11 protein-coding genes are annotated in these 12,904 nt (G+C 60.9%); 2 read left to right on the forward strand and 9 right to left on the reverse strand.

What is annotated here, in order from left to right; translation table 11 throughout:
• Positions 1 to 155: 155 nt before the first annotated feature.
• On the reverse strand, positions 156 to 1,784 hold the full coding sequence (locus AC1Q6Y_RS11690) for a glucan biosynthesis protein D (protein WP_057716224.1): 1,629 nt from the start codon (positions 1,782 to 1,784) through the stop codon (positions 156 to 158).
• 416 nt (positions 1,785 to 2,200) lie between these two features.
• Between AC1Q6Y_RS11690 and AC1Q6Y_RS11695 the strand changes: the two genes are divergently transcribed.
• The gene (locus AC1Q6Y_RS11695) at positions 2,201 to 2,386 is read left to right on the forward strand and encodes a hypothetical protein (RefSeq protein ID WP_046041279.1); all 186 of its coding nucleotides are present in this window, start codon (positions 2,201 to 2,203) and stop codon (positions 2,384 to 2,386) included.
• Between the two features lie 150 nt (positions 2,387 to 2,536).
• On the opposite strand, the gene AC1Q6Y_RS11700 is transcribed toward AC1Q6Y_RS11695, so the two are convergent.
• The 8 genes from AC1Q6Y_RS11700 to AC1Q6Y_RS11735 all read right to left on the reverse strand — a co-directional run bounded on the left by AC1Q6Y_RS11700 (position 2,537) and on the right by AC1Q6Y_RS11735 (position 11,875).
• Positions 2,537 to 3,049 (reverse strand): BRO-N domain-containing protein, encoded by a 513-nt coding sequence (locus tag AC1Q6Y_RS11700; RefSeq protein WP_492624602.1) that lies wholly within the window; start codon positions 3,047 to 3,049, stop codon positions 2,537 to 2,539.
• A gap of 439 nt (positions 3,050 to 3,488) precedes the next feature.
• Positions 3,489 to 4,913 (reverse strand): gamma-aminobutyraldehyde dehydrogenase, encoded by a 1,425-nt coding sequence (locus tag AC1Q6Y_RS11705; protein WP_340315438.1) that lies wholly within the window; start codon positions 4,911 to 4,913, stop codon positions 3,489 to 3,491.
• 165 nt (positions 4,914 to 5,078) lie between these two features.
• Positions 5,079 to 5,888, reverse strand: coding sequence for an ABC transporter permease (locus AC1Q6Y_RS11710; protein WP_057716221.1), 810 nt, complete (start codon positions 5,886 to 5,888; stop codon positions 5,079 to 5,081).
• Positions 5,878 to 6,825 carry an ABC transporter permease gene (locus AC1Q6Y_RS11715; RefSeq protein WP_492624603.1) on the reverse strand — a complete coding sequence of 316 codons (948 nt, stop codon included), beginning with the start codon at positions 6,823 to 6,825 and terminating at the stop codon, positions 5,878 to 5,880. Before AC1Q6Y_RS11715 ends, AC1Q6Y_RS11710 begins: the two co-directional genes overlap by 11 nt.
• 1 nt (position 6,826) lies before the next feature.
• Positions 6,827 to 7,864 (reverse strand): ABC transporter ATP-binding protein, encoded by a 1,038-nt coding sequence (locus AC1Q6Y_RS11720; protein WP_057716219.1) that lies wholly within the window; start codon positions 7,862 to 7,864, stop codon positions 6,827 to 6,829.
• A 256-nt stretch (positions 7,865 to 8,120) separates the two neighbouring features.
• A complete protein-coding gene (gene ydcS / locus AC1Q6Y_RS11725) occupies positions 8,121 to 9,272 on the reverse strand; it encodes a putative ABC transporter substrate-binding protein YdcS (protein WP_057716218.1) in 1,152 nt (383 codons plus the stop codon).
• Between the two features lie 83 nt (positions 9,273 to 9,355).
• Positions 9,356 to 10,813, reverse strand: coding sequence for a gamma-aminobutyraldehyde dehydrogenase (locus AC1Q6Y_RS11730; RefSeq protein WP_492587741.1), 1,458 nt, complete (start codon positions 10,811 to 10,813; stop codon positions 9,356 to 9,358).
• A 147-nt stretch (positions 10,814 to 10,960) separates the two neighbouring features.
• Positions 10,961 to 11,875 carry a LysR family transcriptional regulator gene (locus AC1Q6Y_RS11735; RefSeq protein WP_057716216.1) on the reverse strand — a complete coding sequence of 305 codons (915 nt, stop codon included), beginning with the start codon at positions 11,873 to 11,875 and terminating at the stop codon, positions 10,961 to 10,963.
• A gap of 195 nt (positions 11,876 to 12,070) precedes the next feature.
• On the opposite strand from AC1Q6Y_RS11735, the gene AC1Q6Y_RS11740 reads away from it, so the two are divergent.
• Positions 12,071 to 12,763 (forward strand): tellurite resistance TerB family protein, encoded by a 693-nt coding sequence (locus AC1Q6Y_RS11740; protein WP_492624604.1) that lies wholly within the window; start codon positions 12,071 to 12,073, stop codon positions 12,761 to 12,763.
• Positions 12,764 to 12,904 lie beyond the last annotated feature (141 nt).

Genomic DNA, 12,904 nt, shown 5'->3' on the forward strand with positions numbered 1-12,904 from the left:
ACTCGTGCCAGACCAGTGCGAATTGATCAAAGCGTTGATTTACAAGGAAATTAAATATTTTTTGCGTTGGGATTTCACTGGGATGATCCGGTTAACCGAACCGACCCGCAGGTCGCGTTCGGAAAACCGAATGGTGGCAGGGTGCTACCCGATCATCAAATGTATTTGCGCTTGTCCGGTGCTGGCGGGAAGTACTGGTACAACCAGGTTTCACTCAGCGTGCGGTCGTTGGTGCGGATGAACAGGCGCAGCTCGACAGGCTCGACGCTGTCATTGGTTGGGTACCAGTCAAACAGGATGCGGTAGCCCTTGATGTCATCAAGCTTGAGAACGCTGAAATCCTTGACCTCGCCGTTCGAGCAAGTGACTACAGGCTCGATGCCCGTGCCTTCAGGCAAGCGGTCCAGGCCGCCGCCGGTGAAGTCCACGGCAAAACGACGGGCCCAGACTGGCGGATAGTGTTCGCCCGGCGCCCAGCCCTCGGTGAAGCCGCCCATCCCGGAGCGGGTCGCATTGACCCGTGCCAACGGCGTTCCGACCGGCGGCAATGCGCTCCAGTACAGCTTGTAGCCGTAGTTCAGCGAGTCGCCCGCCGCCACCGGTTTCTTCGGCGTCCAGAAGGCGACGATGTTGTCCATGGTCTCGCCGGTTGTCGGGATCTCCAGCAGATCGACCGAGCCTTCGCCCCACGCCGTGGTCGGTTCTACCCACAGGCTCGGGCGACGGCTGTACCAGTCGACGGTGTCCTGATAGCTGGCGAACTCGTGGTCGGTCTGCACCAGGCCGAAGCCCTTCGGGTCGGTATCGGCGAAGGCATTGAATTGCAGGGTGGCCGGGTTGTTCAGCGGGCGGCAGATCCACTCGCCGTTACCGCGCCACATGGCCAGGCGGTCGGAGTCGTGGATTTGCGGGTGAATGGTGTCGCACATCCGGCGCTCGTGGGTGCCGCAACTGAACATGCTGGTCATCGGCGCGATGCCCAGCTGGTCGATGGCGGTGCGTGCGTTGACGTGGGCATCGACCTCCATCACCACGCGCTCGGCCTGGCAGTCGATATCGAAGCGGTAGGCGCCGGTGGCGCTCGGCGAGTCGAGCAGGGCGTAGACCACGAAGCGGGTGCTGTCCTTGTTCGGTGTCTCGAACCAGAACTTGGTGAAGTCGGGAAATTCTTCGCGTTTCTTGGCGTAGGTGTCGATCGCCAGGCCGCGGGCCGACAAACCGTACTGGCCGGTGGCGTCTACCGCACGGAAGTAACTGGCGCCGAGGAAGGACACGACATCGTGCTTGTCCAGTTCCGGGGCCTTGAACAACTTGAAGCCGGAGAAACCCAGGTCGCCCTTGAGCTGTGCGGTGTCGACCGTGGTGTTTTCATAGTTGAACAGCGACGGGCGGAAATGCACCTCGCGGGCCATCCGGGTTTTCGGATCGACGCTGTACATGCGCACCGGCTGCTTGAACCCCATGCCGACGTGGAAGAACTGCACGTCCAGCTGCCCCTTGTTTTCTTTCCACAACGAATGATTGCCGTCGTAGCGAATCGCATTGAAGTTCTGCGGGGTCATGGTCGCCAGGGTCGGCGGCAACTGTTGCTTGGTGTCCTGGTAGCGATTGCTGGCGAGCTGTTTGGCCTGGAGCTTCAGCGCCTCGAAATCGAACGCGGTGGCCTCGCCATCAGCGGTGCCACCGCTGGCGGCCCAGGCCTTGGCGGCCAACAGGCCCGTGGCGGACAAACCGGTGTAGGCCGCGATGGCCATGGAGGCTTTGAGCAAGTTCCTGCGGTGCATAAATACAACCTGTCGTGAGCAATCCCGCGCCGTTCCTGGCACGTGCTGGATCAGAAATATCGGTTCGGACATGCCTTCGGCCAAACGCAACGGACTTATAAACAGATGCCCGACAGCTTAAACCGTTCGAATGCGGAGCAAAATTGATTGATGGCACTGCGCTGGCTCTGCAATGAAACAAGACATGTCGGGAAACAATTCCGACAGGGGTTTCTGATTTAGAGGGCATTTCTGCTTTTTTCGACTAATTACTCTAAAAACCGCTTTTCAGCGCCCGGATTATTTCTATCCTGTGCACATGACCGGTTTAAGCCCGAAAGACCGGTGCGGTTCAGTCGGCACGATGCGGCTGCCGAAAAGGGGTAGGGCGATGCGGTTTTTTGCAGTTTTCTTTGACGTTTAGAAGGACATCGTCCATGTCGAAAGTACAAGGCATCACCGAAATGTTGGGAATCTTTCCGTGTCTGGCCCTGGGGCGAAGAAGACGCCGGCTCAACAGCGAGGAAATGAAACTGGTGGAACGCTATCGGGAGCTGTCGGAGAGCGACAGGATTGCGATGAGGTATCTGGTGGACGCGATGAGGAGTGTTTCGCGGTTTTGAGTGGACCTGGAGCAGTAATGTAGGAGCGAGCCTGCTCGCGATGGTCGTTAACGATGACGCGTCCGTTCTGGATGTACGCGGTGTCTTTGAGTCCATCGCGAGCAAGCTCGCTCCTACAGTTTCCCTTTTTGATCGGCTCGATTTATCCCTTCAACGGCAAGTGCCAGCGATTGGGAAGGGGCGCTGCACCTGCATCAACTCAGGCATGTCTCGCCACTTGATCCAGGCGTGGTGCTGGTAATGCAGCAAGGGCACCGAAACTCCGGCCCAATTCAAGGAACTCAGGCTTGGCAGGTTCTCCACAGGCTCTGATTTCGCATCACGCAGCGAGGGTATGACTTCGTTGCTCAACCACTGGCGCAGATTGCGGTTTTCCGGGACGAAGTGGTGAACCAGCAATGCGTACACGCCTGATTCGCTGACCATCAGGGTTTCGACCGTTTTGCCGTCTTTGCGCAGCCAGACGGTGCGACGTTGGTCTGCGTCGAGTTTCAGGGTGAGCCGTTCATTCAGGGGTTTACCCATCAGGCGCCCAAGGTCCTGAACACAGAACCAGGCTTGGTTGTCTTGCATGAAGGCGTGGAGGAAGCGGTTGTGGCGGGTGAAGACTTTAGGGATGAAGCAGGAAGGAGCTTCAGTCGGATGTGATGTGTGCTTGTGCATTTTTCGACTCCATGTTGAAGAAAGGAGCCGCCAATAATCCTTCGACAGATTTGGGTGGCGGACCGTGAGGCGTTCGAAGTCGGAACATTCTCGATCAACATGGAAGCCGAGAGGCCCGCGCCACACGGCCCGCCATAACGCGAAACTGAAAGGCAAAAAATGCCCCAGCTCATATGGGGGCGCGGATGCGCCATGTTGATATGTTCCGGCTTCGACTCCGGGCCGCTGATTTGGCAGCGACGGAACAAAGCCTATCGGTCAGGCGCTCGCGGCGCCAAGTCTACTCTGGCGACGCTTGTTGTAGGAATCGAGGGTTTTTCAGGCAGGCTGGATCTGTAGGAATTTACTGTTTGCAGTGTTGCGGTGGCGCCATCGCGAGCAGGCTCGCTCCTACAGGGGAATGCGTTCCAAATGTGGGAGCGAGCCTGCTCGCGATGCTTTAGTGCTTGAACATCACATGCCGCACAACGGTGTAGTCCTCCAGCCCATACATGGACATGTCTTTGCCATAGCCGGACAGTTTCTGACCGCCGTGGGGCATTTCGCTCACCAGCATGAAGTGCGTATTCACCCAGGTGCAGCCGTACTGCAAACGCGCTGACAGGCGATGGGCGCGGCCGACGTCGGCGGTCCACACGGAGGAGGCCAGGCCGTAGTCCGAATCGTTGGCCCAGCCTAGCACTTGGGCTTCATCGGTGAATTTGGTTACCGACACCACTGGCCCGAACACTTCGCGGCGCACGATTTCGTCATCCTGCTGCGCATCGGCCAGCACGGTCGGTTCGAAGAAGAAACCATCGCCCTCAACCGCCTTGCCGCCAGTGATCAAACGAATGTGTGGCTGGGCGATGGCGCGCTCGACGAAGCCGGCAACGCGGTCGCGGTGTTGCGCGGTGATCAGCGGGCCGAGTTCGGTCGACGGATCATCCTGCAAGCCGCACTTGATGCTGCTGACGGCGGCGCCGAGCTTCTCCACGAACTTGTCGTAAATGCCTTCCTGGGCATAGATGCGGCAGGCGGCGGTGCAGTCCTGGCCTGCGTTGTAGAAACCGAAGGTGCGAATACCTTCGACGGCGGCATCGATGTCGGCGTCGTCGAAGATGATCACCGGGGCTTTGCCGCCCAGTTCCATGTGCATGCGTTTGACGGTGTCGGCGGTGCTGGAAATGATGTTCGAGCCGGTGGCAATCGAACCGGTCAGCGACACCATGCGCACTTTCGGGTGAGTGACCAATGGGCTGCCGACGGTAGGACCACGGCCGAACACCAGGTTGAGTACGCCGGCCGGGAAGATATCCGACGCCAGTTCAGCCAGGCGCAGGGCTGTCAGCGGAGTCTGTTCCGACGGTTTGAGCACCACGGTATTACCGGCGGCGAGGGCCGGGGCGATTTTCCAGGCGACCATCATCAATGGGTAGTTCCACGGCGCTATGGAGGCGATCACGCCCACCGGATCTCGGCGGATCATCGAGGTGTGACCCGGCAAGTACTCGCCACCGGTTGAACCACTCATGCAGCGGCTGGCGCCGGCGAAGAAGCGGAACACGTCGGCAATTGCCGGGATCTCGTCGTTCAGCGCAGCGCTGTAAGGCTTGCCGCAGTTGTCCGATTCCAGTTTGGCCAGTTCTTCGCCGTGGGCTTCGATGGCATCGGCGAGTTTGAGCAGCAGCAGCGAGCGGTCTTTCGGCGGGGTATGCGACCAGCTGTCGAACGCAGCGTCAGCGGCGCGCACGGCGGCATCGACCTGGGCTTCGCTGGCTTCGTTGATTTCCACCAGCACACTACCCAGCGCCGGGTTGAACACAGGTTGGGCGGGGCCTTCGCCGCTTTGCAGTTGGCCGTTGATCAGGAGTTTGGTTTGCATGTTCATGTCCTCTTTGGCGCTTTTATTGTTCTGTCGGAACCCGAACCTGTAGGAGCGAGCTTGCTCGCGAAGGATGCAAGGGCACCGCGTGCATCCAGGCAACCCTTGTCATCGTTTACGTTTTTCGCGAGCAAGCTCGCTCCTACAGGAGATATCGGTTGTTGGTTACTTACCACCGCTGCCAGCCACGCTTTCGCCACCACGGGTCAGGTAATAAGCGCCGAGGATCGGCAGCATGGTCACCAGCATCACCAGCATCGCCACGACGTTGGTCACCGGCACGTCCCGTGGGCGGCTGAGCTGGTTGAGCAGCCACAGCGGCAGGGTGCGTTCATGGCCGGCGGTGAAGGTGGTGACGATGATTTCGTCAAACGACAGGGCAAACGCCAGCATGCCGCCGGCCAGCAATGCCGAGCCGAGGTTCGGCAGGATGATGTAGCGGAAGGTCTGCCAGCCGTCGGCGCCGAGGTCCATCGAGGCCTCTATCAAACTGTGTGAGGTGCGGCGCAAGCGGGCGATGACGTTGTTGTAGACGATCACCACACAGAAGGTCGCGTGGCCGACGATGATGGTGAACATCCCCGGCTCGATTCCCAGTGTCTTGAAGGTCGCCAGCAACGCGATCCCGGTGATGATCCCCGGCAGGGCAATCGGCAGTATCAGCATCAGCGAGATGCCTTGTTTGCCGAAGAAGTCCCGGCGGTACAACGCGGCCGAAGCCAATGTGCCAAGGACCATGGCGATCAGGGTGGCAATCGAGGCGATCTGCAACGAGAGCTTGATGGCCTCGAGCACGTCCGGCCGCGAGAACGCCACGCCGATCCACTTCCAGGTGAAACCCTTGGGTGGAAAGCTGAACGCCGCGTCTTCGGTATTGAAGGCGTACAGGAAGATGATCAGGATCGGGAAGTGCAGGAACACCAACCCGCCCCAGGCGGCGAGGCGCAGGCCCAGGGAAGCTTTGTCAGAGTGCATCGAAGGCCCCCAGTCGTTTGACGATGGACAGGTAAATGGCGATCAGCACGATAGGCACCAGGGTGAAGGCAGCGGCCATCGGCATGTTGCCGATCGCGCCTTGCTGGGCGTACACCATGCTGCCGACGAAGTAGCCGGGCGGGCCGACCAGTTGCGGCACGATGAAGTCGCCCAGGGTCAGCGAGAAGGTGAAGATGGAACCGGCGGCAATGCCCGGGATCGACAGCGGCAGAATCACTTGCATGAAGGTCTGGCGCGGCTTGGCGCCGAGGTCGGCGGAGGCTTGCAGCAGCGAAGGCGGCAGGCGTTCCAGCGAGGCCTGGATCGGCAGGATCATGAACGGCAGCCAGATGTAGACGAACACCATGAAGCGCCCCATGTGTGAGGTCGACAAAGTGCTGCCGCCAACTCCCGGAATGCCCAGTACGAACTGCAGGACCGGCTCCAGCCCCAAGTGCTGCACGAACCACTGCGCCACGCCGCCCTTGGCCAGCAGCAGTGTCCAGGCGTAGGCCTTGACGATGTAACTGGCCCACATCGGCATCATCACTGCGATGTAGAAAAACGCCTTGGTCTTGCCGGTGGTGTAGCGCGCCATGTAGTAGGCAATCGGGAACGCGACGATGGCGCTGGCAATCGATACGGCAATCGCCATGCCCAGGGTGCGCAGGATGATGTCGAAGTTCGACGGCTGGAACAGCGCGGTAAAGTTCGCCAGGGTCAGGTCAGGTGTGACCGCCATGGTGAAGTCATCGAAGGTGTAGAAACCTTGCCACAGCAGGACCAGCAATGAACCCAGGTAGATCGCGCCGAACCACAGCAACGGCGGCACCAGCAGTAGCGACAGGTAAAAATTCGGCCGGCGATACAGCAGGTTGGAAAACCTGCGCAGCAGCGAGCCGCTGGCCGGAGATTGAGGGATAGCCACGGTGTTCATCTCACACCCCGCCTGCAACGGTATCGTGCAGCGGAATCATTGCCTCGCGCGCCCAGCGTGCGCTGATGCGCTGCCCGGTCTGGTGCTGTGCACTGGTGTCCAGCCACTGGTTGTTGGCCTTGCTGATGTTCAGGGTCTGGCCGTTTTCCAGTTTCAGCTCATAGCGAGTCGCACTGCCCTGGTACTGGATGTCATGCAGCAAACCGCTGACTTCAATCTCGTGGCTGGCCAGCGGACCTTCGGCGAATCGCACGTGTTCCGGGCGAATCGAAAACGGCTGTGGATTGCCACTGAGCTGCCAGGCCAGGTCACCGCGAATCACGTTGGAGGTGCCAACGAATTCCGCCACGAAGGTGGTGGCCGGTTTCATGTACAGGTTGCGCGGGCTATCGACTTGTTCGATGCGCCCCTTGTTGAACACCGCCACGCGGTCGGACATCGACAAGGCTTCGGTCTGGTCGTGGGTGACGAAAATGAAGGTGATGCCGAGCTGGCGTTGCAGCTTCTTCAGCTCGCCCTGCATTTGCTCGCGCAACTTCAGGTCGAGGGCGCCGAGGGGTTCGTCGAGCAGCAGTACCCGTGGACGGTTGACCAGGGCGCGGGCCAGGGCCACACGCTGGCGCTGACCGCCGGAGAGTTGCACCGGCTTACGCTCGCCGTAGCCACCGAGGGCGACCATGTCGAGGGCTTCTTCGGCGCGCTTGAGGCGTTCGGCCTTGCCGACGCCTTTGACTTTCAAGCCGTAGGCGACGTTGTCGCGAACGTTCATGTGCGGGAACAACGCGTAATCCTGGAACACGGTGTTCACGTCGCGCTGGTACGGCGGAAGGCCGGCGGCCTCCTCGCCATGAATACGGATGGAGCCCGCGCTCGGTTGTTCAAAACCGGCAATCAGGCGCAAACAGGTGGTCTTGCCCGAGCCGGACGGCCCCAGCATGGAGAAAAACTCGCCGTCCTGGATGTCGATGGAAACCCGGTCTACGGCTTTCACTTCGCCGAATTGACGGGAAACGTTGGTGAACTGGACTGCAAGCGTCATGGTGCGATGCTCCAAAAAGGCGAAGGCCGTCGCAGCGGCCCTGCCTGGACTTCTGAAAAAACTGAATCGTGTTCGCGCATGTGTGGCTGGAATACTGACTGTGGCGAGGGGGCTTGCCCCCGTTGGGCTGCGCAGCAGCCCTGAAAACGGTGGGCGCGGCCTGCCAGACCGCAGTGACGGACTAGGGGAGGGCTTCGCCCTCCAACGGGGGCAAGCCCCCTCGCCACAAAAGCGTTTTTGCCACAGAAGCGGTGTGTTACCTGCCGCCCATGATCGCGATGTAGTCCTGGGTCCAGCGGCTGTACGGCACGAACTTGCCGCCTTCAGCCTGCGGGGTTTTCCAGAAGGCGATCTTGTCGAAATTGTCGAAACCGTTGGTCTTGCAGCCTTCGGCGCCGAGCAATTCACTGCCCTTGCACGCTGCCGGCACCGCTGGCAACGAACCGAACCAGGCCGCTACGTCACCCTGGACTTTCGGTTGCAGCGACCAGTCCATCCACTTGTAGGCGCAATTGGGGTGCTTGGCTTCGGCATGCAGCATGGTGGTGTCGGCCCACCCGGTGGCGCCTTCTTTCGGGATGGTCGAGGCAATTGGCTGCTTCTCGTTCATCAGGCCGTTGACCTGATATGGCCAGGCACCGGAGGCGACCACGCCTTCGTTCTTGAAATCGCTCATTTGCACAGTGGTGTCGTGCCAGTAGCGGTGGATCAACGGCTGCTGGGCGCGCAGCAGATCGAGCACGGCCTTGTACTGGGCTTCGGTCAGTTCGTACGGGCTCTGGATGCCCAGTTCCGGCTTGGCGGACTTCAGGTACAGCGCTGCGTCGGCGATGTAGATCGGGCCGTCATAGGCCTGCACGCGACCCTTGTTCGGCTTGCCGTCCGGCAGGTTTTCCGCGTTGAACAACACGCCCCAGCTGGTGGGCGCAGTCTTGAACACGTTGGTGTTGTACATCAGCACGTTCGGGCCCCATTGGTACGGGGTGCCGTAGGTCTGCTTGTTGACCACGTACCAGGGTGCATCCTTGAGGCGCGGGTCGAGGTTCTTCCAGTTCGGGATCAACGCGGTGTTGATCGGTTGCACACGCTTGCCAACGATCAGGCGCAGGGAGGCGTCGCCGGACGCCGTGACCAGGTCGTAACCGCCCTTGGCCATCAGGCTGACCATTTCATCGGAGGTGGCGGCGGTCTTGACGTTGACCTTGCAGCCGGTTTCCTTCTCGAAACCGGTCACCCAGTCGTAGGCCTTGTCGCTCTCGCCACGTTCGATGTAGCCGGGCCAGGCCACAATATCCAGTTGGCCTTCGCCCGCCCCGACAGCTTTGAGCGGCTCGGCGGCCTGGACACTGGCGCTGGCCAGCAGCGCGGTGGTGATTGCACTGAGCAGTGCGGTCTTGTGCACGAACATGGGAATTCCCTCTTCTTTAAATTATGGTCGGGGCAGTTGTGAACGTGGTGAAGCATGCCGTTGGCGGCTTGTTATTAGCTTAGTCAGAGATGTTCGCCATGGCGGGCCATGATGTGCCGCACCACGCTGTAGTCCTGAAGCGAATCGCTGGACAGGTCCTTGCCGTAGCCCGAACGTTTCAGGCCGCCATGGGGCATTTCGCTGACCAGCATGAAGTGGCTGTTGATCCAGGTGCAGCCGTACTGCAAGCGCGCCGCGACCTGCATGGCCTTGTCGAGGTTCTGGGTCCAGACCGACGAGGCCAGGCCGTATTCCGAGTCGTTGGCCCAGTCCACCGCTTGTTCCAGCTCATCGAAGCGGGTCACGGTGACCACCGGCCCGAACACTTCGCGCTGGACGATCTCGTCACTTTGCTTGCAACCGGCGAGCAGGGTTGGCTGGTAATAGAAGCCGGCGCCGGAGTGCACCGCTGCGCCGGTCACCCGCTCGATGTGCGGCTGGCCCAAGGCACGTTCGACGAAACTGGCTACGCGGTCGCGTTGGCGGGTACTGATCAGCGGGCCGATTTCGTTGTCGGCATCGCGCTTGCCGGCGAAACGCAGGCTACTGACGGCCGCACCGAGCTCGGCCACCAGGCGGTCATGAATCCCGGCCTGGGCGTAAATGCGGCAAGCGGCGGTGCAATCCTGTCCGGCGTTGTAGTAGCCGTAGGTGCGTACGCCTTCGACCACGGCCTGAATGTCGGCATCGTTGCAGACGATCACCGGGGCCTTGCCACCGAGTTCGAGGTGGGTGCGTTTGAGTGTCTTCGACGCGGCCTGGAGAATCTTTTGGCCGGTGACGATATCGCCGGTCAGCGACACCATGCGCACTTTAGGGTGGCTCACCAGGTGGCTGCCGACGCCTTCGCCGCCACCGCAAATAATGTTGATTACACCGCGCGGCAGGATCTCGGCCAGCGCTGGCGCCAGGGCCAGGATCGACAGCGGCGTGTGTTCCGACGGCTTGAACACCAGGGTGTTGCCGGCGGCGAGGGCCGGGGCGATTTTCCACGCGGCCATCATGATCGGGTAGTTCCACGGCGCAATCGACGCCACGACCCCGATAGGATCGCGCCGGACCATGCTGGTGTAACCCGGCAGGTATTCGCCGCTGAGCTGGCCGGTCTGGCAACGCACGGCACCGGCGAAGAAGCGGAACACGTCGACCGTGGCATTGAGGTCATCCTGACGGGCCAGGTGCAGTGGCTTGCCGCAATTCAGGGCTTCGAGACGGGCGAGATGGTCGGCGTTTTTTTCGATGGCGTTGGCGATCTCCAACAGCAGGTTTGAGCGCTGTTGTGGCGTGGTGCGCGACCAACCGGCAAAGGCGCGGTGGGCGGCGAGGATGGCTGCTTCGACTTGTTCGGTGCTGGCTTCGGCGATTTGCGTCAGGATTTCGCCGGTGGCCGGATTGATGATGGGTTCGGCAAAGCCTTGCCCTGCGACTATTTCACCATCGATCAACAAGGCGGTGAACAACGGGGTCTGCGCACCAGCCATTTTTCGGGTTCTCGTTTTTTGTGTGGCTTGTTGTGTAGACATGGCAGCGCTCCCTGTGACTGGGGCCCGGCCGTCTTTATTAGATGCAACAAGACTAGTTCGCGGACCCGAGGACAACAAATACTAAATACTGAAGGTAGCGTTCGATTAAATAGATGGCTTGCGCCCGCCATGGGGTTGTTCGCGCGCGACCGTGAGGAAGGGGTCCACCAATGCCGGCCGCGCGGTGCCGCGACGCCAGGCCAGGCCGACATCCAGGGTCTGGCTGAGGTCGGCGATCGGCCGCGCTTCGATGATGTCGCCCTCCAGTGACCACGGGCGATAGGTCATGTCGGGCTGGATCGATACGCCCAGGCCAGCGGCCACAAGGCTTCGCACCGCTTCGGTCGAGGCCGTGCGCAGGGTGATGCGCGGTTGCAAGGAGGCTGCCGACCACATGCGTTGGGCGTTGCGGTCCATTTCATCGACGTTCAGTTGAATCAATGGCTCGCGGGCCACGTCGGCGAGGTTGATGCTGTCGTGTTCCAGCAGCGGGTGCTGGGCCGGCAGCCATAGCCGGTGCGGCGAGCGGGTCAACACTTCGGTCTGCAATGCGTGGCGGTCTTCGAGGTTGGACAGGATCAACACGCCGACATCGATCTCGCCGCTGACCAGCAAATGCTCGATGTACGGGCGCTCATCCTCCATCACGCGGATTTCCACGTTGGGGTAGGCGCGCTGGAAACGGGTGAGCAGATCCGCCAGGTAATAACCGGCCACCAGGCTGGTCACGCCGACGATCAGTTGCCCGGCGACCTGGTCGGTGCTCTGTTGCAGGCTGCGCTTGGCGTTATCCACCGTGGCCAGGATCAAGTGCGCCTGACGCAGGAATTGATGCCCCTGGTGGGTCAGGGTCATGCCCTTGGCATGGCGGCTGAACAGGCTGACGCCGATTTCCTCCTCCAGTTGCTGGATCGCCAGGGTCAGGGTCGACTGGGAAATGAACGCAGTTTGCGCGGCGGCCGAGATCGAACCGGTCTCGGCCACGGCGATGAAATGACGGATCTGACGCAAGGTCATCATGGGGAAGCACCCGGTGGGCTGTTTTTATCGATTGGCGAGAGTGTATATCGTTTTTTCTGATGGGTCGGCGCAAGCGGCAATGGGCGCATTGAGGGGAGTGCAACATCTGGAAGCACTCTCGCCCACGGGGCGTGGGCACTTTCGTTTTAGGCTGGTGGTCTTGGTTTCAGGTTAAACGTCTTGTGGAGGCGGTAAATGAATACCCGTGGATTGCTCGATCAACTACTCAAGTCCGGCCAGGACCTGTTGCAGAACAAGGCCGGCAGCCCGCAGCAAAAGGGTGCGAGCGGTGGCAACGGAGGCCTCGGCAGTTTGCTCTCCGGCGCGAGTGGCGGGGCATTGGCGGCAGGCGCCATGGGCTTGCTGCTCGGCAGCAAAAAGGCCCGTAAAGTCGGGGGCAAGGTCGCGGTCTACGGCGGTCTCGCCGCGTTGGGCGTGCTGGCCTATAAAGCCTACGGTAACTGGCAGGCGCAGCAGGGCGGTGCGACCGGTGCGCAACCGCAAACCCTGGACCGCGTACCGGACGCGCAAGTCGAGCTGCACAGTCAGGCGATTCTCAAGGCGCTGGTTGCCGCGGCCAAGGCTGACGGTCATGTCGATGAGCGTGAGCGTGCCTTGATCGAAGGCGAATTCACCCGGCTCGACAGCGATCAGGAGCTGCAGCGCTGGCTGCACGCCGAGCTCAACAAACCACTGGACCCGAGCGATGTCGCCCGCGCCGCCCGCTCCCCGGAAATCGCCGCCGAGATGTACATCGCCAGCGTGATGATGGTGGACGAGGAAAACTTCATGGAGAAGGCCTATCTCGATGAGCTGGCGCGGCAGCTCAAGCTGGAGCCGGGGTTGAAGGCCGAGCTTGAGAAGCAGGTTCGCCAGGCTTCCTTGTAAACCTTCAGTCCGCCCCACATCCCCAATGACCATTCTACGGTCCCTTTCTGCCTAATCACCCCAGGCACCCATCCCGCCTTTTTTGGCGGGATGAGAAGTAGCGCGCAACCGTCTTATAAATGAAACACCGCCCTCGGCTAT

It is taken from the genome of Pseudomonas sp. GW823-FHT06E10 (assembly GCF_058794995.1).

Excerpts from the sequence above, each read along its gene's own strand:
- AC1Q6Y_RS11730 (WP_492587741.1), bottom strand. The coding sequence starts at position 10,813 with ATGGCTGGTGCGCAGACCCCGTTGTTCACCGCCTTGTTGATCGATGGT.
- AC1Q6Y_RS11710 (WP_057716221.1), bottom strand. The coding sequence starts at position 5,888 with ATGCACTCTGACAAAGCTTCCCTGGGCCTGCGCCTCGCCGCCTGGGGC.
- AC1Q6Y_RS11695 (WP_046041279.1), top strand. The coding sequence starts at position 2,201 with ATGTCGAAAGTACAAGGCATCACCGAAATGTTGGGAATCTTTCCGTGT.
- AC1Q6Y_RS11715 (WP_492624603.1), bottom strand. The coding sequence starts at position 6,825 with ATGAACACCGTGGCTATCCCTCAATCTCCGGCCAGCGGCTCGCTGCTG.
- AC1Q6Y_RS11735 (WP_057716216.1), bottom strand. The coding sequence starts at position 11,875 with ATGATGACCTTGCGTCAGATCCGTCATTTCATCGCCGTGGCCGAGACC.
- AC1Q6Y_RS11700 (WP_492624602.1), bottom strand. The coding sequence starts at position 3,049 with ATGCACAAGCACACATCACATCCGACTGAAGCTCCTTCCTGCTTCATC.
- ydcS (WP_057716218.1), bottom strand. The coding sequence starts at position 9,272 with ATGTTCGTGCACAAGACCGCACTGCTCAGTGCAATCACCACCGCGCTG.
- AC1Q6Y_RS11720 (WP_057716219.1), bottom strand. The coding sequence starts at position 7,864 with ATGACGCTTGCAGTCCAGTTCACCAACGTTTCCCGTCAATTCGGCGAA.
- AC1Q6Y_RS11705 (WP_340315438.1), bottom strand. The coding sequence starts at position 4,913 with ATGCAAACCAAACTCCTGATCAACGGCCAACTGCAAAGCGGCGAAGGC.
- AC1Q6Y_RS11740 (WP_492624604.1), top strand. The coding sequence starts at position 12,071 with ATGAATACCCGTGGATTGCTCGATCAACTACTCAAGTCCGGCCAGGAC.
- AC1Q6Y_RS11690 (WP_057716224.1), bottom strand. The coding sequence starts at position 1,784 with ATGCACCGCAGGAACTTGCTCAAAGCCTCCATGGCCATCGCGGCCTAC.